Below are 19,752 nucleotides of genomic sequence, written 5' to 3'. Positions count from 1 at the left end.
GAACATCCAGCTTCCATCATCCAGCACCCAACCTTTTAAAAATAAAAAATAATTTACAATGAAAAATATAAAAATTTTAGGATTAGCAGCAGGTTTATTGTTATTCGGAGCGTGTAATTCTCCAAAAAAAGATGACCCAAACTTCATCAAAGTAGGAATCACTTCCGGCCCTGAACAGCAGATTGCCGAAACCGCTAAAAAAGTAGCTAAAGAAAAATATAATCTAGAAGTAGAACTCGTTTCTTTCAACGATTACGTTATTCCTAACGAAGCTTTGAATAATGGAGATATTGATGCGAATGCTTTTCAGCATATTCCTTATCTAAATGAACAGTCAAAACAACGTGGTTATAAATTAGCAGTGATTGGAAAGACTTTTGTTTATCCGATTGTAGCCTATTCAAAAAAAATAAAAAATATTAGTGAACTTCAAAACGGAAGCACAATTGTAATTCCAAATGATCCAACCAACGGTGGTCGTTCTCTCCTACTTTTACAAAAAAACGGATTATTAAAATTAAAAGACGGAATTGGCTTACTACCCAAAGTTACCGATATTGCAGAAAACCCAAAACAACTGAAAATTCTTGAAATTGAAGCCCCACAATTGCCGCGAGTTTTGGATGATAAAGAAGTGGTAATTGCCATCATCAACAATAATTTTGCTGCTCAAGCCGGATTGGATGCTGATAAAAATGGGATTTTCAAAGAAGATAAAGATTCTCCTTACATGAATGTTGTCGTTTCAAGAGAAGACAATAAAAATACAGATAAAGTGAAGAATTTCCTGAAAGCTTATCAGTTAAAAGAAGTTGAAGATAAAGCCAAAGAAATCTTCAAAGGAGGCGCTGTGAAAGGCTGGAATTAATGGAGCAATTAGTTTAGTTGATGGTTAAATTCCCCTTCCTTGAAGGGGTGGATTTTTGCGCCAGCAAAAAGACGGGGTAGTTGAAACAATCATTTTATCAACTCTTTAAAAAAAATTCTATTATTATATGCGATGCCGCTTCGGAAAACCTTTGCCTCAGGAGCGGTATTTTTTCTATCCACTAAATTCCTATGATCTACGAGAAAAGACAAAATTATTCAGAATATTGCTATCAATTTTCTCACGGCTAAACTTAAAAATTAATCATTTCTCAAAAAACACATTTTCTCAATTTGAGATAATAAATATTTTACCTATTTTTGTAAACAATCAATAAAAAGTTTTTTATGTTGAAGAAAACTGTACTTCTAAGTTTGTTTACGTTAATATCTGCCTCTGCAATGGCTCAAAACAATACGACTCCTGTTTATTTAGACGAATCTAAACCTGTTGAACAGCGAATTAAGGACGCACTTTCCAGAATGACTCTGGAAGAAAAAATAGCAATGCTTCACGCACAATCAAAATTCAGTTCTCCCGGTGTTCCAAGATTGGGAATTCCTGAATTTTGGACAACCGACGGTCCACACGGAGTTCGCCCCGAAGTAATGTGGGACGAATGGGATCAGGCTGGATGGACGAATGACTCCATTATCGCCTACCCTGCTTTAACCGCTTTATCAGCAACATGGAACAAGAAAATGTCTTGGAACTATGGTAAAGCATTGGGTGAAGAGGCAAGATACAGAAAAAAAGACATTCTTTTGGGACCTGGAGTAAATATTTACAGAACACCTCTCAACGGAAGAAACTTTGAATATATGGGTGAAGATCCATACTTAACTTCTAAAATGGTAGTTCCTTATATTCAGGGAGTACAATCTAACGGAGTGGCAACTTCTGTAAAACATTTCGCATTAAACAATCAGGAAATGTTCCGTCATACAAGCAACGTTATTGTTGATGACAGAACTTTGTATGAAATTTACCTTCCGCCTTTCAAAGCAGCAGTAACTGAAGGAGATTCCTGGACGATTATGGGCGCTTACGATATGTACAAAAATCAGTATGCAAGCCAAAACCAATATCTTTTAAATGATATTCTTAAAGGAGAATGGAAATATAAAGGGGTTGTGGTTTCAGATTGGGGTGCAGTAAACAATACCGAACAAGCCATTCATAACGGGTTGGATGTAGAATTCGGAAGCTGGACAAACGGTCTTTCTGCAGGAACAAGAAATGCATACGACAATTATTATTTAGCAAAACCATATTTAGACCTTATTAAATCAGGAAAAGTAGGAACTGCAGAGCTAGACGATAAAGTGACAAGACTTTTACGTTTAGCTTATAAAACTACGATGAATACCAAAAAGCCTTTTGGAAACATCGCTTCTGAAGAGCATAAAGCCGTAGCAAAAGAAATCGGTGAAGAAGGAATTGTTCTGTTGAAAAACCAAAACAACGTACTTCCAATCGACATCAATAAGGCAAAGAAAATTGCGGTAATTGGTGAGAATGCGATCAAAGTAATGACTGTAGGTGGAGGTTCTTCTTCATTAAAAGTAAAATATGAAACGTTACCTTTAGACGGAATTAAAGCTAAATTCGGTAAAAATTCAGATGTACAATATGCAAGGGGTTATGTAGGAGATATCGGTGGCGAATACAACGGTGTAAAATCTGGTCAGGATTTGAAAGACACCCGTTCTCCGGAAGAATTACTAAAAGAAGCTGTTGAATTGGCAAAAAAATCTGATTACGTTATTTTCGTAGGTGGATTAAACAAAGCTGATTTCCAGGATAGCGAAGGAAACGACAGAAAAAGTTATGGACTTCCATACAATCAAGATAATGTGATCTCGGCTTTAGCAAAAGCTAACAAGAACTTTACCGTTGTTTTGATTACAGGAAATGCAGTAGCAATGCCTTGGATTAAAGACGTGCCTTCTGTAGTTCAGGGTTGGTATTTGGGTTCTGAAGCAGGAAATTCTATCGCTTCTATTTTGGCAGGTGATGCCAATCCTTCAGGAAAATTACCGTTTACATTCCCTGTAAAACTGGAAGATAATTCGGCTCACACAATGGGTGAATATCCTGGAAACAAAGAAGAGTTGGCTGCAGGAAAAGGTAAAGATCAGAAAAATCCGATCAACATTACATACAACGAAGGAATATTCGTGGGTTATCGTTGGCACGACACCAAAAAAATCAAGCCTTTATTCAGCTTTGGTCATGGTTTAAGCTACACCACTTTCGAGTTTGGAAAAGCAAAAGCCGATAAAACAAGCATGAATCAGGATGATAAAATTACCTTTACAGTAACTGTAAAAAATACAGGTAAAAAAGCTGGTGCAGAAGTCGCTCAGTTATACATTACCGATGTAAAATCATCAGTTGAACGTCCTGCAAAAGAACTGAAAGGTTTTGAAAAAGTATTTTTAAATCCTGGTGAACAGAAAGAAGTAACCTTTACAATTGATAAAACTGCTTTAAGTTATTTTGACGCTCAGAAACACGACTGGGTTGCAGAACCTGGAGATTTTGAAGCGCAAATCGGAAATTCTTCTGATGCAATTAAAACTAAGGTGAAATTTACTTTGAAGTAATCTTACTTACATATTTCTAAAACAAATGCCCGAATTTTTTCGGGCATTTTATTTTTTAAAGTTATCTATTAAAATGTATTATTTACGAGTGTAAATTATTTCTGAATTCAAAACAGTATACGTTAAAGTAGTTTTTGTGACTTTATAGTCGCTGCATTGAAACTCATCACGATCATAATCATTTGTACAAAGCTTTCCATTTTCAATTTTCCACTTCGTATTTGTTGTTCTTTTTGGATATTTTGTAATAATTACACCGTTAGCTGCAAATATTTTTGTTACGTTTTCCTTCATAACATTTCCATCTGCTTTATAGAGTTTCCAAGTGCCTTCAACACTGGCATCCTGTTTTTTTTCAGCTGGTGTAAGTTTGTTTAAAGATTTTTGTCCAAATAAGGTAGCCGTTCCTAGAACTAATCCGGCTCCAACGATTAGTTTGAATGTTAGTTTTTTCATGATTATTTTTTTAAATAAATAGCCATAAATATATATCGAAAAAATAATATTTTCAAAGATATATTTTTAAAGTAAAGAATATTTGAACCAAGATGTCTACAAGATGACAAAGTTGATTTAATTCTAAAACATTGAAGGAACAACGAAAATTTTAGCCCCGATTGCAACGACATCCTTTTGTGCAGCAAAGCGGAACAAAAGATATAGTGGAAAGCGGGAAAAAGCTTCTAATAATAATTTAAATTTTAGCTAATCCTTCAAGTCAAATGGACAAATTAATTAAAGATTCTGATCTTCATGCTTCCCTTCATTGATCTCCTCAACCATTTTAGCATTAAAAGCCGGAAGATCTTCCGGAGTACGGCTTGTAACCAGACCATTGTCTACAACAACTTCACTGTCTTCCCAAACTGCTCCTGCATTTTTCAGGTCGATACTGATCGAATTGACAGACGTTAAATTTCTCCCTTCAACAGCACCTGCGTTGATCAGAATTTGTGGACCGTGACAAATTGCAGCAACTGGTTTATGTTGTTTGAAAAAATCCTGAACGAAAGACAAAGCTTTTTCGTTTGTTCTTAATTGATCCGGATTGATAACTCCGCCCGGAAGTACCAATGCATCATATTCTGAGGCGGAAACTTCATCTAAGGTCTTATCAACATTATATTCCTTTCCCCAGTCTTTTTCTGCCCAAGCTTTGATAGTTCCTGATTTTGGACTGACGATATGAGCCGTCCAACCCTGTTGTTCTAAATGTTCTTTTGGAGATCTTACTTCACTTTCTTCAAATCCGTGGGTTGCTAAGATTGCAATTTTCTTTGACATAATATTTTATTTTTGGTGTTATATGCTAACAACTAAGAAAATATAATGCCGTGAAAGGGTGATGTGGTATTTAAAAAATGTTAAAGTATCAACCCATTTTAATATTCAATACTTTAAATTTAAAAAATAATACCAAAAAGATCTGTATTAAAATAATAATTCCAAATTTCCACAGAAAACTTTTTTTTGACACTTTATGTCTGAAGATCATCATGGATAAAATAGCGCCAACCGTTCCTCCAAAAAACGTGAGAATCAGCAAAGAAAACTCTGAGATCCTTCTTTTGTGTTGGGTTGCCTTCCATTTATCTAATCCGAAAATGGTGAAAGCGATGAGATTCATTATCAAAAATACATACAACATAACGGCAAATCTAAAACAAAAATAAATATCAAACAGTTTACCTTCTGATCTTAACAAGATAAAAAGTTTTTACATTTGTTGTCCTTAAAAGTAAATCAATGACAATAGAGGATTTAGTGGGCAACTATTCTGTTCAGGGAAGCAATCAGGAGGCGAGTGAAAATATCAGTTATCACGGTATATTAACATTATCTCTAGATGAAAATAACCGCATTATTGCACAGTGGTTGATTGGCGACCACGAACAGAACGGAACTGGATTTTTTAAAAATGATATTTTAGTTATCAATTTTAATTACCAAGGTGAAGATTCTCGTCTTTACAAAGGAGTTGCTGTTTACCGCTGTATTAATGAGAATGTGTTGGATGGTTTCTGGTCAGAGAAACACGGTGATCCTTTGTATCTTGGGAGTGAATATTGTGTAAGAATCAATACTTCTGAGTTTTTGAACTAATCGATTTAAAATAAATAACATAAAAAATGATCGGAATTTCTCCCGACCATCATTACTATTCCTGAAATATTTTTTACTTTTTATTAAGAAGAGAAATATATTCTCCGTATCCTTTTGCTTTCATTTCTGCTTTAGGAATAAACTTCAATGATGCAGAATTGATACAATATCTCAAACCACCTTTATCTTTAGGTCCATCATCAAAAACGTGTCCCAAATGCGCATCTCCTGTTTTACTTCTTACCTCTGTTCTCGTCATTCCGATTGAATTATCTGTTTTTTCGTCGATAACATTTTTAGAAATAGGTTTCGAGAAACTTGGCCATCCACAACCTGATTCAAATTTATCGGTTGAGATAAATAACGGTTCTCCCGTTGTAATATCTACATAAATTCCTTCACGAAATTCTTTGTCGTATTCATTGGTGTGAGGTCTTTCTGTAGCATTTTCCTGCGTAACTGCATATTGTTCTGCCGTTAATTTTTTCTTTAGAACATCCTTATCCTTTTTTTGATATTTAGCTTTTGGAAGAGGATTTGCATTTCTTGCCATTTCAAATAATCCCGGTTCGATATGACAATAACCTCCCGGATTTTTATCCAGATAATCCTGATGATACGTTTCTGCACTGTAGAAGTTTTTCAACGGAATTGTTTCTACCAAAACAGGTTTGCTGTAATTTTTCGCTAATTTCTGAACTTCTTCTTTAATAATCGCTTCTGTTTCTTTGTCGGTAGAGTAAATTCCTGTTCTGTATTGGTCACCTCTATCATTTCCTTGCTTGTTTAAACTCGTAGGATCTATCGTTTTAAAATAAAGATCAATCAGAAGTTTAAGGTCAACCTGTTCCGGGTCGTATTTTACTTTCACGGTTTCGGCAAAACCTGTAGTATGACTTATAACTTCCTCATAAGTAGGATTTTTCTTATTTCCGTTGGCATATCCAACTTCAGTTCCTACAACTCCTCTGATTTGTTGAAAAAAATGCTCAGTTCCCCAAAAGCAACCGCCTGCAAAATAAACTTCTTTTACATTTTTAGCATTCATAGTGGTCTCATTCTCTTTTTTAATTGATGAAGATTGTTGTTTTGCGTCTCCGCAACTTGTCGCAAAGACCCCAATTCCCAGAACCATTCCGAGAAATGTGAATATATTTTTCATTTTTGTTTTATTATGTGTGTTCATTTTTTCCATTTAAAAGCATTAAACCAAATCCTAAAAGCATCAAATCTTTAAGAATAAAAAAGTCTGTAACAGGAACGCCGTCAACAATATGCCAAACATTCGGTGTTGTAAAGAGATAACTCAGTGTCACTAAAAAAGTAACCACCATTCCGATACCTGCAAACTTTTTAAGAGATGCAAATTTCACGCTAAAGATTAATAACAAGGCAATGATAATTTCTATCACTCCGATTATATTAGAAACCGCTTGGGCGCTCATAATATCATATACGAAAAACGTGAGAAAATGGTTTTCTACCAAAGGTTTTATTGCTGCTGCTTCTGTCGGAGTAAATTTGAAAGCTCCAATCCAAAGTAAAATAATTGCTGCTCCAAAAAGCGAAATATAATAACCGATTTTGTACGTTGGTAAACCTTTGTGTTGTGATGTCTGTTGCATTGTTCTTAGATTTTTTGAATTAATATTTATTATTTTCAAAACTATAGTCGCAACGATTGTAAAATCCTGACAGTTTTTTTTCTTAAAAATCTAACTTTCTAAATATTTTATCTTTAAATCCCTGAATATCTGTATCATTCAAATTGGTTTTTTCTTCCCCGAACCATTTCTTTTTTAAAATAGAATCTAAAATTTTCAGTTTTTCTTCATACGCTTTGCACCATTTGCAAATCATTACGTGCATCGAAAGCTGCCAGTTTTCTTTTGGTGAAATATTCTTTGCATTGCGTTTTTCCATCAGTAAAGTTGCTGTACTGCATGGTAAAAAGAAAATATGTATTATTTTTCTAAACATTTTTTATTCCTTATGATTTTGAAAACCAGTTAATTTCCAGACATTCTCTCAACTGCATTCTGGTTCGTTGTAAAATCTTCCAAAGGTTAGTCGTAGAGATATCCAATTCCTGACTCACTTCGGGTGCTTTTTTTTCTTCGAGATAATAAAGTTTCATCGGAATCTTCCATCGGGAAGGCAAATCTTCGATGCAATCTTCTAAACTTTTATTAAAATCCTGATTGTCCAGAAGTTCAGCTTCCGGGTTAGAAACATTCCAATCATTTAAAACTGTGTCATTTTTCCAGGAGCCGGTTTCGTCAAAAAAATGGTCGAGTTTAATCTGTGGTTCGGATTTGTATTTTTTACGGTAAAAATCAGCGACTTTATTGTTGAGAATCGTGTTGAGCCAAGTTTTAGGTGTGCTTTTTCCTTCAAAAGAATCGTACGATGAAAAAGCAGCAATGAAAACTTCCTGAACAATGTCTTCTGCCTCAATGGTATCTGAAAGCAGAAAAATTGCTCTTCTCAGCAAAGATTCAGAATACTGTTCTATCCAGTTTTTTAAAGCTTCGTTTTTCGTCATTTTTTTGATTGTACCTTTTCAGATACTAACGAAGGTAATAAGTTAAACGCAGAACTGCAAAGTTTTTGGTTGAATATATAAACGTATTAGTTTTAATTAAATGTTTTTTTTTAAAATTTGGAAGCCTAAATTTGATTGTTATGAATTCTAGCTATTTAAAAATTAGAATATTGTGTATTTTTCAATAGCATCGGGCTTTAGCCCGATGACGAAAAATGCCAGCAAATTGGCTTTAGCCGAAATTGATAATAAGTTTTGGCTAAAGCCAATTTGATTATTCTTTTTAAACGGGCTAAAGCCCGTTCCTATTGATATTTATAAATCCTTTTCAAGTTGTTACTCTTTTAAAAATGCCTGCAAACCTAGCCCCGATTGGAGCATTTGTCTGAGCTCATTTTGTTTGCTTCTTCGGCGGCAAAGCCGCCGAAGAAGCAAACAAAATAGCGAGTGCGGAAAGCGGGAAATAGCTACTAAAAAGAAAGGAAGTCAGAAGCTGGATGATGGAAGTTTACAAGATTGAGAATAATAGATTTCTCCTTTGTCGAAATAACAAACTCAAATAATATTTTACAAATAGATTAAAACACAAAACTATATTTTTCTATTGCTTTAAAAACATTAAATTTGCATCTTATCAAAAATTTGTAAAAAAGCAAAGCAATATATAATTATGACATCACAAGAGATTCGTCAGAAATTTTTAGATTATTTTAAAAGCAAAGACCACCTTATCGTTCCTTCTGCACCGATTGTGCTGAAAGATGACCCTACTTTAATGTTTTCCAACTCCGGAATGACGCAGTTCAAAGATTTTTTCTTAGGCTATAAAACGCCGACTGCACCAAGAATTGCCGACACACAAAAATGTTTGAGAGTTTCCGGGAAGCATAATGATTTGGATGATGTTGGTAGAGATACTTATCACCACACCATGTTTGAAATGTTGGGGAACTGGTCTTTTGGTGATTATTTCAAAAAAGATGCTATTGCTTTTGCCTGGGAATTGCTGACTGAAGTTTACGGAATTCCGAAAGAGAATCTGTACGTAACGATTTTTGAAGGAGATGCGTCTGAGAATCTCGACAGAGACCACGATGCTTATGATTATTGGAAAGCAGTGATTTCTGAAGACCGAATTATCAACGGAAACAAAAAAGATAATTTCTGGGAAATGGGCGCAAGCGGACCTTGCGGACCTTGTTCTGAAATTCATATTGACCTAAGAACTCCTGAAGAAAAAGCTAAAGTTTCCGGTCTTGAATTGGTGAACAACGACCATCCTCAAGTGGTGGAAGTCTGGAATCTCGTTTTTATGGAATTCAACAGAAAAGCAGATGGTTCTTTGGAAAAATTACCTGCTCAACACGTTGATACGGGAATGGGCTTCGAGCGTCTTTGTATGGCGCTACAAGGGAAATCTTCCAATTATGATACCGATGTTTTCACGCCTTTGATCGCTAAAGTTGAAGAACTTTCAGGTAAAAAATATACAGGGATTTTAGAAGACGAAAAAGATATTGCCATTCGTGTTGTGGTAGACCACATCAGAGCGGTTTCGTTTGCGATTGCAGATGGACAATTGCCTTCAAATGGAGGAGCTGGTTATGTTATCAGAAGAATTTTGAGAAGAGGAATTTCTTATTCTTACAGATTTCTGGATATGAAAGAAGCTTTCCTTTACAAATTGGTTGCTGTTCTTCAGGAACAAATGGGAGCATTCTTCCCTGAGCTGGAGAAGCAAGGAAAATTGGTTTCTGAAGTAATTAAAAGTGAGGAAGAATCTTTCTTAAGAACCATTGAAACAGGATTAATCAGAGTTGAAAAATTGATTCAGCAAACGATTTCGGAAGGTAAAAAAGTGTTACCAACTCAAGAAGTTTTCGAATTATATGATACTTATGGTTTCCCGGATGATTTAACGAGAATTATCGCTGAAGAAAAAGGGTTAACGATTGATGAAAAAGGTTTTGAATTGGCGTTAAGCGAACAAAAACAACGTTCAAAAGCAGATTCTGCTCAGAAAGTTTACGACTGGGTAACTTTGGAAGAAAGAGAAGAAAACTTCGTTGGTTACGACCAAATTGAAGCTGAAACCTACATTACAAGATACAGAAAAGTAGAAAATAAAGACGGTGAATTTTATCAGGTTGTCCTAAGCAACTCCCCTTTCTATCCTGAAGGAGGTGGACAAATCGGTGATAAAGGTGTTCTTGAAAATGCAACTGAAAGTTTTGAAGTTCTTGAAACTAAAAAAGAAAACGGATTGATTATTTCTTTAATCAACGGACTTCCAAAAGATGCAGGTGCTGTTTTCTATGCTAAAGTGAATGCCAACGAAAGAAAAAATTCTCAGGCAAACCACTCTGCAACGCACTTGTTGCACGAAGCTTTGAGAGACGTTTTGGGAACTCACGTTGAGCAAAAAGGTTCTTACGTTGGTCCGGATTATTTGCGTTTCGACTTCTCGCATTTCAATAAAATGACAGACGAGGAATTGGCTTTAATTGAAGAAAAAGTCAATACAAAAATCAAAGAAAATATCGCTCTTCAGGAATTCAGAAATATCCCGATTCAGGAAGCAATTGACAAAGGTGCAATGGCTTTATTTGGTGAAAAATATGGAGACAGTGTGAGAATGATCCAGTTTGGAAGTTCAAAAGAACTTTGCGGTGGAACTCACGTGAAAAGCACCAGCGAGATCGGTCATTTCAAAATTAATTCCGAAAGTTCTGCAGCAGCAGGAATCAGAAGAATTGAAGCGATTTCTGGAGATAAGTCTGAGGAATATTTCAAAGGTTTAGAAAAGCAAATTACCGAGCTTTCTCAATTGCTGAAATCTAAAGATGTTGTACGTTCTATCGAGAAATTAATCGAAGAAAATGCATCGTTGAAGTCTGAAGTAGAAGCTTTCAAGAAAGAAAAAGCAAAAGGCGAGATCGGTGACTGGAAAGGTGCTTATGAGCAAAAAGGCGATAAATTACTTTTAGTGAAGAAAACTTCTCTGGACGCAGGTTCTGTAAAAGATATCGTCTTCCAGTTAAAGAAAGAGATACCAACTTCTATAACGATTATTTTGTCCGACGCAGACGGAAAACCAATGATTACCGTTGGTGTTTCTGATGACTTAGCAGGAATTTATCAGGCTGGAGCACTTATTAAAGAGTTAGCTAAAGAAATCCAAGGTGGTGGTGGTGGAAACCCAGGTTTCGCTACAGCCGGAGGAAAAAATCTTGATGGTCTGGAAAATGCTTATCAGAAAGCTTTGAATATTTAAATTATTAATAAATATTACCGTTTTTGCGGTTTCTATACAATAACAATCCCTTTCAGTTTTTGAAAGGGATTTTTTATGTTTTACAACGCCAATCGTACTTCGTCACTTCGAGTAACTCAGCAAAGAAGTTTTTGATTAGAATACAGTATTTGTGCTTCAGTTCACGGGTTCTCGATACATTTTTCTACGCTACGCTGCAGAAAAACACTCGAACTGACGAAACTCGATTTTCGTTTAATGTCTGTAAAACGTCACTTCGAGTAACGTAGCAAAGCGAAGTGTATCGAGAAGTTTTTGATTTATGTGTTGTCTTCGGTTCATAGGTTCTTGATACTTTTTTCTACGCTATGCTACAAAAAACACTCGAACTGATGGAGCGGTTGACGTGGGCAAATTGATAAGATAAATAAATTATCTCCCAAACTTCTTTTTCGCAAGATTAGGCAGGTCTTCATATCTTCCTTCAATCAATGCTAATTTTTTCGCCTGTGACCATTTCTTAATCTTTTTCTCAAATGCAATTGCTTGTTCGATATCCATAAACTGACAAAAATATACTAATTGTAACGGTCGTCTTGAGAACGTGTAAGAACCAAAATATTTACCGTCTTGATGTTCATCAAAACGTTTGTACACATTTTCGGTTACTCCAGTGTAGTAGGTATTGTCAGAACAAAGTAATATGTAGACGAATGATGTTTGCATGATGAATTATATTAATAAGATTTGATTCAACGAGCGTCACTTCGAGTAGATTTTTGCAAAAAATCGTATCGAGAAGTTTTTGATGGGAAGACAAAATTTGTGCTTTGGTTCACGGGTTCTCGATACTTTTTTCTGCGCTGCGCTACGAAAAACACTCGAACTGACGAAACTCAACTTTCGTTTAATGTCTGTAAATCGTCACTTCGAGTAACGTAGCAAAGCGAAGTGTATCGAGAAGTTTTTGAATGGAAAACATATTTTGTGCTTCGGTTCACGGGTTCTCGATACTTTTTTCTGCGCTGCGCTACGAAAAACACTCGAACTGACGAGGGAAGTGACGGAATACATTTTTTATATAGGATCTACAGGTGGGACTTCCGGAAGTCCACTTGGGGTGTCGTGGATGATGTAGTCGTTGTACTTGGCTTCATTGGTTTCGTAGAAAATATCCTGACCGATGCCTGCATATTTTGTGAGCAGTTGGTAGAGTTTATTGAGCGCTTCCACTCTACCTTCGGTGACAACATCACGGTCTGAAATACCTTGAGCTTGTGAGTCGATAGCGATGTCTAAAGCATCACGTTGTGTAGTCAGTGTATTGATCTTGTCTACCGTAAGACCTTCATCTGAAAGTTCGGGAAGGTATTTCTCTGCGGTGAGGCTCATGATCTTGGCATCACTTTGTTGACTGATCAATGCATTTCCGAATTCCTTGTATTTGGCACTGTGCTGTCCGAAAACATTTTCTGCAGCATTGAAAATACTGCGCATAGATTTTTCCAGTGCTTTTCTGGCGGCGTCTTTTTGTTCGGTGAGATATATTTTGATGGCTTCCAGCTGTTCATCGCTTGGAAAACTGTCTATCATGTTTCGGGCAGTGGTCAATTCGGTCTTTTTTGTGGGGTTGTAGCCACGGTCTGTAAATTCGGTGAGGTCTCTGTCGATCAAAGCGATCAATTCATCAGCTTTTTGTTTCAGTACAGAATCTGCAATTCTGAAGCTACGGGTTACCTGTTCTTTTTTCATAATAGATTTGTTTTTGTGTTTTAAATAAGGATTTGAAATCTAATTTATCTTTTGTGTTCATTCATCAACTTTCAGAAAAAGTCTACAAAGCATTCATAAATAACAAATTGTACTTGATTGCCTCTTCGAACTGGTTGATTGACACTTCGAACTACTTGAATGGTTCTTCGAATTACTTGTTTGCTTGTTCGAAACAGTTGAGTGTCTAAACGAAACACTTGAACAACATTTCGAAGGGATTGATTGATTCAACCAAATGATTGAATGCTATTTCTAAACGGTTGAAGAGGTCTTCAAACTTCTTGAGCGATCAAACGTAGTACTTTATCGGTTTTTGAGTTCAGGAAGTTGTTGGTTACAATGTTGGTTTTTGTGGGATCCGATGGTGCCGGAAGACTGCGCATGAAATGCGGGATTATTTTTAAATATCATCATTTGTTTTTTGTTGTTCTTAAAACAAATATAAAAATATTTTTGATTAGTATGGGATTGAGGTTTTTAAATTTTATACGGAATATATAATTTTGGTAGAGCTACAATAAAAACTTTAGTAATAATGCTTTTTTATTAGATCTTTTACATAAATTTTATAATCAATAAACTCTTGGTCTTTTGGATTAATATAAACAATGTAGGAAAGTTTTCCATACAAATGATATAAGTAATTATTAAATTTTATTTTTTCGTGCTCAATGTAATCGAGCAAACCAAATTTTTTCAGATAGAAAATATTTTGTCTTAACTTATTTCTTTCTTTTCCGGAAACTTGAATTTTTTCATTTACAACAATTCCAGTGACAACCTGTCTCATATTTCTTGTCATAACTTTCGTTTTATTTCTGTTAATCGAAAGATTTAATTTCAAAAGCTCATCTTCAATCAGAGTTATAGCTGTCCCTGTATCAAAATCACCAGACAATGTAATATCGTCAGCATATCTAGTATATCTAATATTCTGATCAAGACAGTAATCTGCTATCTTCTTGTCAAAACCTTTTAAAATAATATTTGATATATATGGGCTTGTAGACGCTCCTTGAGGTAGGCATTTGTTTAGAGTACATAATTTACTAAATAGATCAGATAAAAGTTCTGAATATCCTAAATCTAAAAAAACTTTTTCTACCATTTCAATAGATACTGAAGAAAAGAAATCTTGAATATCAAGAGATAATACAATTTTTTGGTCTACATGATACCGTACATTTTCTTTAATAGAAGAATTTTTCTTGTAAGCTTTTGCAAATGCACTTACAGTAACTTTGTTAAGAATTTCTTCCAATATAAAATCTTGAATAACCTTCAAATTAGGTAGAGGTTCAGAAATTGTTCTTGGATTGCCATTTCTCTTAGCAATTTCAAATGACCTATAATATGACTTTGTGTAAATTGAAGCTCTTTTAATATATGCTTTTCTTATACCTACAAGCTTAGACAAATGTGATGTATTATAAACTGTAACAACATTGTTTTTAAATAATACGTTTGCGTATTCTAAACAATCTGCAATATCAGAATCAGACATTTTTTGTCTAGTTGCTTTTTCTGTAAATCTTTTTTGATAAGTAGTAAAATCCATGTTTAAGATCTTTAATTGAGCGAGCAGAGCTCGCTCAAATTGGAATAAAGTTTTCAAAAGGTCGGAGGTCAACGGAGATCTTTTGAAAACTTGATAAGCTTGAAAACTAGTTCTTTTTCAGATTAGTGACTTCACTAATCCTAGTATGTTACCATACTATTTTCTTATTATTTTTTTTAATCGAAAAGTTAATTCCTTACTACTGGGTACAAAGATATCATTTTTTCTTATTTTTTTTATAATATTTTTATCATCAGGTCTAATCCATTCTGATTTATTCGTTTTTTTATATTGAGTATCGAGAATAGTAAAACTCTTGTAACCAGTTTCAGATAAAATCAGCTCAGATTCTGTCTCAATAAGATAATTAAGCTCTATAATTTGCTTAAGTAGATTTGTTATTTCAAATAACTCTAATCCTTCATGAACTAACTCATTTATATTAGTATTATTTTTAATTTTTAGCAATGCTAAATAAAGATGCTTGTCATTCATATCTAATATCTTGGAAATGGTGCTTTCATTACTTCCTCGCCTTCTACATATTCATGCCAAAATACGGGAAATGTATTATTGGGTGTTTTTATCATTGAAATTAGCCCTTCTGACTTTTCAAATCCTAAGCTGTAGCTCGGATTATATTTTAATTTCTTTTCAATTAATGTCATTTTACTGATTCTTGTAATAATTTCATCTCCTACATAGTTATTACTAATGCCTTTTTTCTCAATGTGGGAATAATAAACAGAAAATCCATATTTTTGTATTAATTCTAAACCGTCTTCTTGTATAGCTAAAGTGCAAATAATGATTTTTTCATTTGGAATTGAATATTGCTGTATTTGATTATAACAATCTTCAAAAGTTTTTCCCGACCCTATAAAATCATCAACTAATATTAGGTATTCATCTTCTTTAAGAGTAATTCTTTTTAGTTGTTGAAAATTACTGATAATATTTCCTGTGTTGACATGATCAAATTCTTCGATGTAATTTAAAATTCCTACAATTGGATATATTATAGATAGCCCACTTTTTAATTTTTTTGAATCTCTAGGTTTTACAATTGGAAAAAAATAAAGTTTCTTGCACGATTTAATAATATTTGAGTCTATTTTCCTAAAAACGTCTAATATTTTTTTATCATACTGACTATTGGATATCCATGTAAATTTTTGCAGTAATTCAAGAATTAATGTTACTTCATCATTATCTAATCTGTTCAAGAGTTTAAACAATTTATTGTTAACACTTGTATGTAATGGATTATCAACCCATTCTTTTTTTGTAATTATTTTATCTAGTTCTAATAATTGTTTAGGTGTCATTTAGCTATTTAAATAATATTATGAGTAGTTTATATTAAAGAGTGAAGCTAGCGAAAATTCGAATTGCTAAAACATTGAGCTAAAAATAAATAATTATTCCTAAATAAACAATTTTATTTCAAACCTAAATGAAAAAAAATCCCCATGTTCTCGATACAAAATTATTCTGCAAATAATTTCTACCCGAACTGACGGAAGTTGTCAACAGTAGAAATATTATTTAATAATAAAAGCCTTAAAAACTCTTAAATAAAATACAATTTATCATCTAGTTGGGAATTGATTAATATAAAAACAAAACGTATCAAATTGAAATACAGCTTATTTTATTTTTAACAAAAGATTATATTTTCTCTTATGGTTTTGTAACTTTCTTATCAATAGTTTTGTCTCATTAATAAAAACTCAATGACAAAACTTTTATCTACTCTACTTTTACTTTGTACGGTACTTATTTTTGGGCAAACTCAATTGAAAGTTTTCAATAAAACCAACAAAAACCCGATTGAAAATGCAGCCGTTTACTGTGACGACAATCTTTTGGGAAAAACCAATTACGAAGGCGTTTTATCTTTTAAAACAAAATGTAAAAAAGTAGAAATTCTTGCCAGCAATTTTGAAGATGCTTTGGTCGATGTAAAAAAGTCGATGGATGTTGGTATGCAACCCTTGTCAGAAAAACAAAGTAACATCGATAAAATTATCATCACCGATAAAAGTGATCCGAAAGCGTTGAGAATTTTAGATGAAGTCAATAAAAGGGAAAAAGAAAATTCGCCAAAATCTTTAGATACTTATAACTTTAAATCGTACTCAAAGTTTTCGATTGATGTAGACAAAGATTCAATTGATACTTTTAAAAATTTCCTGGCTTCGAGAAAAGATTCTCTTTCAAAAGTTGATAAAAAAGAATTTAAGCAAAAAGAAAGCGAGAAGAAAGATTCGTTAATTAATGAAGACTTCATCAACGCTTCACAGGAAAGCCAGATGTTTCTTTGGGAAAAGGCAACAGAATACAAATATTCGCAGAAATTTGGTGAGAAAACCAATATCATCGATAACAGAATGTCTGGTTTTAAAAATCCAATTTATGAAGCTTTAGCGATCAATATTTCCAATTTAAACAGAACTCCAAGACAGTTAAGACCTGAGAACAGAAAGCTTTTCAACTTTTATATGTCGGATACTTTACAAATAGACGGAAGAAAAACTTATGTTATCAAATTCAAAGAAATTATTGATAAAAAGAAGCAGAATCCGAGAAAATTTAATGGTAAAATTTATATTGATTCTGAAACGTATGCACTGAAAAAATTTGAAAGTGCCAACAAAAAAAGAAATGAAGGCGACATTATCTCTGTATGGAAACCGATTGATGGAAAATGGTTTTTGGATTATGAAGATATTAAACTGAAAATGGGCGACCAGACCTTCAATATTGCAAAGAGAGACAGTGTAAAGACCGATAGTTTAAAGAAAGGCGCATACATCAGCGACAAGCGAAAATACCATCAGAAAACTTTTGGAAATTATCTGTATGTAAAAAACCGTTTCTTTGATTTCCAACTGAACGAAGCTCAAAAAGCATCAGAATTTAAAGGCTATTCTCTGGAAATGAAAAACTCTGACGGAAGTCTGCTTGAAAAGTACAGAACCGACAGTTTAACCGCAAGAGAAAGTGCAACTTACACTCAAATCGACAGTTTTGTACAGAAGCATGATTTTGAAAAAAAACTGAGTTTTTTAACCCAATTAATGAGAGGTAATCTGCGTTATAAAATGATTGACTTTGATATTACTAAGCTTTTCAGCTACGATAAATATCAAGGTATTCGTTTGGGAGCAGGATTAAAACTGAATGAAAAATTTAACAAAACATTTTCTCCGGATGGATATTTCGGTTATGGTTTTAAAGACCACACCTGGAAATATGGTCTTGGTCTAGACATGAAGTTGTCTGATAAAAGAACTTCTGTTTTTCGTATTGATTATGTAGATGACGTCTTTGCAGCAGGAAGATTTAGCAACAATATGTGGGATATGATGATGAAAGTCAATGACCTGAATCTAGATCTGCACAATGCCAATTTTTATAAAAATCAAAAATGGGGAGCATCATATTTGTATGACATTTCGAACTCATTGAGTATGAAAATCGCAGTGAATAAAGAGAAACAGGAAGCACTTTTTGATTATCAATACAAAAATTTAGGAAACCGTTTCGATAATGTAAGCACGACCTTATCTCTGAAATTCTCACCAAATGATAAAAATATCATGACGCCAAGTGGAAAATATACCTATGAAAAAAGCTTTCCTCAAATTTATATGAATGTTGAAAAAGGTATTAACGGATTGGGCGGAGATTTGGATTATTACAGAGCAGATGCATTGATCATTCATCAGTTCAGGTCAAAATTAGGCTACACCAATCTGAAACTTTTTGGAGGAATTTCATCAGGAACAGCTCCGATCTGGAAAAACTTTGAAATTGCAGGTCAAAACGACAGAAACCCTGATCATTGGTATTCTAATATTAACACTCCAAACAATTTAGCCTTTGCAACAATGCCTTCAGGAACTTTCTTTGCAAATAAATTTATCGCATTTAAAGTTTCACAATATTTACCTTTCAGGTTTAAAACGTTCGGTTCGAGATATTCAAACATCGAACTGGAATACCAGGCTGCAATTGGAGATCTTAAGAACAGAGGTGATCACCAGTTCGATTTTCAGGTATTGGATCACTACTATCAGGAAGTCGGCGTGATCTGGAATAGATTTTTGGGAAGAAATTTTGGCGTAGGTTTCTCTTATAGATTAGGACATTATCAAACCTCGCAATTCAAAGATAACTTTGGAATTAAATTGAGATTTAATGTTTTAAACTAATAAAACAAACTCTTTATAAACGAGATTTAAAATAGCTAACCGTCATTTGCTTTTAAAGTTGATGGCGGTTTTTTTGTTCACAATAAGTTTTTTAAAACAAAAAATATCATCTACATCCTCTGTTATAAAGTTTATAGATGATATTTAAATTTTACAAGACAGTTAAATTAAAAATTTATCTAACTAGCTGTGAAAATAGTTTCTAAATAGTTTGCAGATTATGTATGAAATTCTTTACAAGTTTGTTCATCGATACCAAGTCTAAGACAACATTGATATCTGCTCATGCATATTCCATTTGGCCAACCGGGAGGATAACACATTCCAAATGCCGGATCATCTGGACATGTCGGTCCACCACCTCCGTTAAGTGATTTTAGATTTTCTCTTGAAATCTTGATTAGATTTTTCATATTTTAATTTTGATTGGTTCCTACTCTATTAATGCTTTTCGGATTACGCTTTACTAAAATAGCAATTTATCAACACATAATGAAATATAATTCAAAATTTATTTATAAAATATTGATAGTAAGTACAAAAAACAAATAATCACTATCATTTAAAATTGAAAATAAAACTTTAACACAAATCTTAAAATATAATTAAACAATAATAACCTTATTAAAATATTTTCTTAGAAGCTTATTCCGGCTATCCGCTATTACTCCTCACGCGGTTGCTTTTCTATCTCTAAATTCCTCCAACTCTCCATCTCATGTTGCGGGGTAATCGCTGCTATCCGGGCTAGAAAATTCAGCGTATAAAGATTGATGATTAACAGAATTTTTAGCAATTATTTCATACGAATACTCACTCAATC

Annotated in this window: 18 protein-coding genes; 5 read left to right on the top strand and 13 right to left on the bottom strand. The window is 33.7% G+C overall.

Annotated features, from left to right (window positions below):
• Positions 1-58 precede the first annotated feature (58 nt).
• Together metQ and BUR17_RS00085 are read left to right on the top strand one after the other, a co-directional pair.
• On the top strand, positions 59-868 hold the full coding sequence (gene metQ, locus BUR17_RS00090) for a methionine ABC transporter substrate-binding lipoprotein MetQ (RefSeq protein WP_074227986.1): 810 nt from the start codon (positions 59-61) through the stop codon (positions 866-868).
• A 347-nt stretch (positions 869-1,215) separates the two neighbouring features.
• Entirely contained in the window at positions 1,216-3,477 is a 2,262-nt protein-coding gene (locus BUR17_RS00085) for a glycoside hydrolase family 3 C-terminal domain-containing protein (protein WP_074227985.1), read from the top strand.
• A 78-nt stretch (positions 3,478-3,555) separates the two neighbouring features.
• Here BUR17_RS00085 and BUR17_RS00080 read toward each other — a convergent pair whose 3' ends face one another.
• The 3 genes from BUR17_RS00080 to BUR17_RS00070 form a co-directional block, all read right to left on the bottom strand.
• Positions 3,556-3,933, bottom strand: coding sequence for a hypothetical protein (locus tag BUR17_RS00080; RefSeq protein WP_074227984.1), 378 nt, complete (start codon positions 3,931-3,933; stop codon positions 3,556-3,558).
• Positions 3,934-4,212: 279 nt separating this feature from the next.
• The gene (locus tag BUR17_RS00075; protein WP_074227983.1) at positions 4,213-4,761 is read right to left on the bottom strand and encodes a type 1 glutamine amidotransferase domain-containing protein; all 549 of its coding nucleotides are present in this window, start codon (positions 4,759-4,761) and stop codon (positions 4,213-4,215) included.
• Positions 4,762-4,849: 88 nt separating this feature from the next.
• Positions 4,850-5,104 (bottom strand): DUF1294 domain-containing protein, encoded by a 255-nt coding sequence (locus BUR17_RS00070; protein WP_228418662.1) that lies wholly within the window; start codon positions 5,102-5,104, stop codon positions 4,850-4,852.
• 119 nt (positions 5,105-5,223) lie between these two features.
• On the opposite strand from BUR17_RS00070, the gene BUR17_RS00065 reads away from it, so the two are divergent.
• On the top strand, positions 5,224-5,580 hold the full coding sequence (locus BUR17_RS00065; RefSeq protein WP_074227981.1) for a hypothetical protein: 357 nt from the start codon (positions 5,224-5,226) through the stop codon (positions 5,578-5,580).
• A gap of 73 nt (positions 5,581-5,653) precedes the next feature.
• Here the strand turns inward: BUR17_RS00065 and msrB are convergent, their stop codons facing one another.
• From msrB to BUR17_RS00045, 4 genes are all read right to left on the bottom strand, one after another.
• A complete protein-coding gene (msrB, locus tag BUR17_RS00060) occupies positions 5,654-6,742 on the bottom strand; it encodes a peptide-methionine (R)-S-oxide reductase MsrB (RefSeq protein WP_074230164.1) in 1,089 nt (362 codons plus the stop codon).
• A 10-nt stretch (positions 6,743-6,752) separates the two neighbouring features.
• Positions 6,753-7,205, bottom strand: a complete 453-nt coding sequence (locus BUR17_RS00055; RefSeq protein ID WP_066679991.1) for a DUF417 family protein — start codon at positions 7,203-7,205, stop codon at positions 6,753-6,755.
• 82 nt (positions 7,206-7,287) lie between these two features.
• Complete coding sequence (locus BUR17_RS00050) at positions 7,288-7,560, bottom strand: hypothetical protein (RefSeq protein ID WP_074227980.1); 273 nt, start codon at positions 7,558-7,560, stop codon at positions 7,288-7,290.
• Between the two features lie 10 nt (positions 7,561-7,570).
• The gene (locus BUR17_RS00045) at positions 7,571-8,125 is read right to left on the bottom strand and encodes a sigma-70 family RNA polymerase sigma factor (RefSeq protein WP_063969487.1); all 555 of its coding nucleotides are present in this window, start codon (positions 8,123-8,125) and stop codon (positions 7,571-7,573) included.
• A 670-nt stretch (positions 8,126-8,795) separates the two neighbouring features.
• Between BUR17_RS00045 and alaS the strand changes: the two genes are divergently transcribed.
• On the top strand, positions 8,796-11,399 hold the full coding sequence (gene alaS, locus BUR17_RS00040) for an alanine--tRNA ligase (RefSeq protein WP_074227979.1): 2,604 nt from the start codon (positions 8,796-8,798) through the stop codon (positions 11,397-11,399).
• Between the two features lie 411 nt (positions 11,400-11,810).
• Here the strand turns inward: alaS and BUR17_RS00035 are convergent, their stop codons facing one another.
• The 5 genes from BUR17_RS00035 to BUR17_RS00015 all read right to left on the bottom strand — a co-directional run bounded on the left by BUR17_RS00035 (position 11,811) and on the right by BUR17_RS00015 (position 16,037).
• The gene (locus tag BUR17_RS00035; protein ID WP_074227978.1) at positions 11,811-12,104 is read right to left on the bottom strand and encodes a GIY-YIG nuclease family protein; all 294 of its coding nucleotides are present in this window, start codon (positions 12,102-12,104) and stop codon (positions 11,811-11,813) included.
• 351 nt (positions 12,105-12,455) lie between these two features.
• Positions 12,456-13,130: a hypothetical protein gene (locus tag BUR17_RS00030; protein WP_074227977.1), complete on the bottom strand. Its 675-nt coding sequence runs from the start codon at positions 13,128-13,130 to the stop codon at positions 12,456-12,458.
• 547 nt (positions 13,131-13,677) lie between these two features.
• Positions 13,678-14,709, bottom strand: coding sequence for a reverse transcriptase domain-containing protein (locus BUR17_RS00025; RefSeq protein WP_084550290.1), 1,032 nt, complete (start codon positions 14,707-14,709; stop codon positions 13,678-13,680).
• A 156-nt stretch (positions 14,710-14,865) separates the two neighbouring features.
• Positions 14,866-15,204 (bottom strand): hypothetical protein, encoded by a 339-nt coding sequence (locus BUR17_RS00020; protein ID WP_074227976.1) that lies wholly within the window; start codon positions 15,202-15,204, stop codon positions 14,866-14,868.
• Between the two features lie 2 nt (positions 15,205-15,206).
• Positions 15,207-16,037 carry a phosphoribosyltransferase gene (locus BUR17_RS00015; RefSeq protein WP_074227975.1) on the bottom strand — a complete coding sequence of 277 codons (831 nt, stop codon included), beginning with the start codon at positions 16,035-16,037 and terminating at the stop codon, positions 15,207-15,209.
• A gap of 408 nt (positions 16,038-16,445) precedes the next feature.
• Here BUR17_RS00015 and BUR17_RS00010 point away from each other — a divergent pair, with 408 nt between their 5' ends.
• The gene (locus BUR17_RS00010; protein WP_074227974.1) at positions 16,446-18,929 is read left to right on the top strand and encodes a DUF5686 family protein; all 2,484 of its coding nucleotides are present in this window, start codon (positions 16,446-16,448) and stop codon (positions 18,927-18,929) included.
• Positions 18,930-19,147: 218 nt separating this feature from the next.
• Here the strand turns inward: BUR17_RS00010 and BUR17_RS21275 are convergent, their stop codons facing one another.
• Positions 19,148-19,342 carry a bacteriocin-like protein gene (locus BUR17_RS21275; RefSeq protein WP_074227973.1) on the bottom strand — a complete coding sequence of 65 codons (195 nt, stop codon included), beginning with the start codon at positions 19,340-19,342 and terminating at the stop codon, positions 19,148-19,150.
• Between the last annotated feature and the right edge of the window lie 410 nt (positions 19,343-19,752).

This window comes from Chryseobacterium scophthalmum (genome assembly GCF_900143185.1).
Classification (GTDB): domain Bacteria; phylum Bacteroidota; class Bacteroidia; order Flavobacteriales; family Weeksellaceae; genus Chryseobacterium; species Chryseobacterium scophthalmum.
The sequence above is the reverse complement of the archived record's forward strand: the minus strand, read 5'-3'. Positions and strand labels throughout refer to the sequence as shown.

Excerpts from the sequence above, each read along its gene's own strand:
- metQ (WP_074227986.1), top strand. The coding sequence starts at position 59 with ATGAAAAATATAAAAATTTTAGGATTAGCAGCAGGTTTATTGTTATTC.
- BUR17_RS00085 (WP_074227985.1), top strand. The coding sequence starts at position 1,216 with ATGTTGAAGAAAACTGTACTTCTAAGTTTGTTTACGTTAATATCTGCC.
- BUR17_RS00080 (WP_074227984.1), bottom strand. The coding sequence starts at position 3,933 with ATGAAAAAACTAACATTCAAACTAATCGTTGGAGCCGGATTAGTTCTA.
- BUR17_RS00075 (WP_074227983.1), bottom strand. The coding sequence starts at position 4,761 with ATGTCAAAGAAAATTGCAATCTTAGCAACCCACGGATTTGAAGAAAGT.
- BUR17_RS00070 (WP_228418662.1), bottom strand. The coding sequence starts at position 5,104 with ATGAATCTCATCGCTTTCACCATTTTCGGATTAGATAAATGGAAGGCA.
- BUR17_RS00065 (WP_074227981.1), top strand. The coding sequence starts at position 5,224 with ATGACAATAGAGGATTTAGTGGGCAACTATTCTGTTCAGGGAAGCAAT.
- msrB (WP_074230164.1), bottom strand. The coding sequence starts at position 6,742 with ATGAAAAATATATTCACATTTCTCGGAATGGTTCTGGGAATTGGGGTC.
- BUR17_RS00055 (WP_066679991.1), bottom strand. The coding sequence starts at position 7,205 with ATGCAACAGACATCACAACACAAAGGTTTACCAACGTACAAAATCGGT.
- BUR17_RS00050 (WP_074227980.1), bottom strand. The coding sequence starts at position 7,560 with ATGTTTAGAAAAATAATACATATTTTCTTTTTACCATGCAGTACAGCA.
- BUR17_RS00045 (WP_063969487.1), bottom strand. The coding sequence starts at position 8,125 with ATGACGAAAAACGAAGCTTTAAAAAACTGGATAGAACAGTATTCTGAA.
- alaS (WP_074227979.1), top strand. The coding sequence starts at position 8,796 with ATGACATCACAAGAGATTCGTCAGAAATTTTTAGATTATTTTAAAAGC.
- BUR17_RS00035 (WP_074227978.1), bottom strand. The coding sequence starts at position 12,104 with ATGCAAACATCATTCGTCTACATATTACTTTGTTCTGACAATACCTAC.
- BUR17_RS00030 (WP_074227977.1), bottom strand. The coding sequence starts at position 13,130 with ATGAAAAAAGAACAGGTAACCCGTAGCTTCAGAATTGCAGATTCTGTA.
- BUR17_RS00025 (WP_084550290.1), bottom strand. The coding sequence starts at position 14,709 with ATGGATTTTACTACTTATCAAAAAAGATTTACAGAAAAAGCAACTAGA.
- BUR17_RS00020 (WP_074227976.1), bottom strand. The coding sequence starts at position 15,204 with ATGAATGACAAGCATCTTTATTTAGCATTGCTAAAAATTAAAAATAAT.
- BUR17_RS00015 (WP_074227975.1), bottom strand. The coding sequence starts at position 16,037 with ATGACACCTAAACAATTATTAGAACTAGATAAAATAATTACAAAAAAA.
- BUR17_RS00010 (WP_074227974.1), top strand. The coding sequence starts at position 16,446 with ATGACAAAACTTTTATCTACTCTACTTTTACTTTGTACGGTACTTATT.
- BUR17_RS21275 (WP_074227973.1), bottom strand. The coding sequence starts at position 19,342 with ATGAAAAATCTAATCAAGATTTCAAGAGAAAATCTAAAATCACTTAAC.